Genomic DNA, 1,199 nt, shown 5'->3' with positions numbered 1-1,199 from the left:
TGACCTGCTCCCCGGAAATCATGCCATTGGTAAGTTAGCTCGTCAGATGGAGACGAGTGATGCGGCGAAGCCGATTTACCGAGGATCAGATCATTGGCGTTCTGCGGGAGCATGAGGCTGGCGTGAAGACCGCCGAGCTATGCCGGAAGCACGGCATCAGCGATGCGACGTTCTACAACTGGAAGGCGAAGTACGGCGGCATGACCGTGTCAGAGGCGGCGCGGTTGCGGACGCTCGAGGACGAGAACCGCCGGCTGAAGAAGCTGCTGGCGGAGTCGATGCTCGACGTGTCGGCGTTGAAGGATCTGCTGGGAAAAAACTGACCCGGTCTGTGGAGCGCTACGCTGCGGTGGAGAAGCTGATGGCCGATCACGGCTTCTCCGAGCGTCGCGCCTGCAGGCTGATCGGGGTCAATCGGTCGGCATGGCAACATGAGCCGCTTCGCGGGAAGGACGATGCTGTCCGCGAGCGGATGCGCGAGATCGCGAACGAGCGCCGTCGGTTCGGCTACCGGCGGCTGGCGATTCTGCTGCGGCGTGAGGGCAAGGGCATGAACCTGAAGAAGGTGTACCGGCTGTATCGCGAGGAGCGGCTGACGGTGCGCAAGCGTGGCGGGCGCAAGCGCGCGCTGGGCACGCGGGCGCCGATGGCGATCCCGCAGGAACCCAACCAGCGCTGGTCGCTCGACTTCGTATCGGACTCGTTGGCCTGCGGCCGGCGGTTCCGCATGCTCAACGTCATCGACGATTACAGCCGGGAATGCCTGGGGTGTATCGTCGATACCTCGCTGTCCGGTCGGCGGGTCGTTCGCGAGCTGAGCGCCATCGCCGAACGTCGCGGGCTGCCGTGCATGGTGGTCAGTGACAATGGCACCGAGCTGACCAGTCATGCCGTTCTCGCCTGGTGCCAGGACACCGGGGTCGAGTGGCACTACATCGCCCCGGGCAAGCCGCAGCAGAATGGCTTTGTGGAATCGTTTAATGGTCGCTTGCGCGACGAGTGCCTGAACGAGCACCTGTTCCCATCGCTGGCTGCGGCGAGACGGATCATCGAAGCATGGCGGACGGACTACAACACCGTACGTCCGCACAGCAGCCTCGGCGGCATGGCACCCGCCGAGTTCACCAACCGCCCCCGCCAGGGGCATGAGGACACCGAAGCTAACTTATCAGCGGCCTGAAAAAGGGGAGCACGTCACC

1 protein-coding gene is annotated in these 1,199 nt (G+C 64.1%); it reads left to right on the top strand.

What is annotated here, in order from left to right; all coding sequences use genetic code 11:
- Positions 1-59 precede the first annotated feature (59 nt).
- Positions 60-1,180 (top strand): IS3 family transposase gene (locus LPN01_RS19015; RefSeq protein ID WP_262829998.1). Its coding sequence is split into 2 segments (ribosomal slippage): positions 60-309 and positions 309-1,180, totalling 1,122 coding nucleotides; the frame shifts between segments, so codons are not numbered across the junction.
- Positions 1,181-1,199 lie beyond the last annotated feature (19 nt).

This window comes from Sphingomonas sp. A2-49, from assembly GCF_025548555.1.
Lineage (GTDB): Bacteria > Pseudomonadota > Alphaproteobacteria > Sphingomonadales > Sphingomonadaceae > Sphingomonas.
Note: the sequence above shows the minus strand (reverse complement) of the source record. Positions and strands in the feature narration are given on the sequence as shown.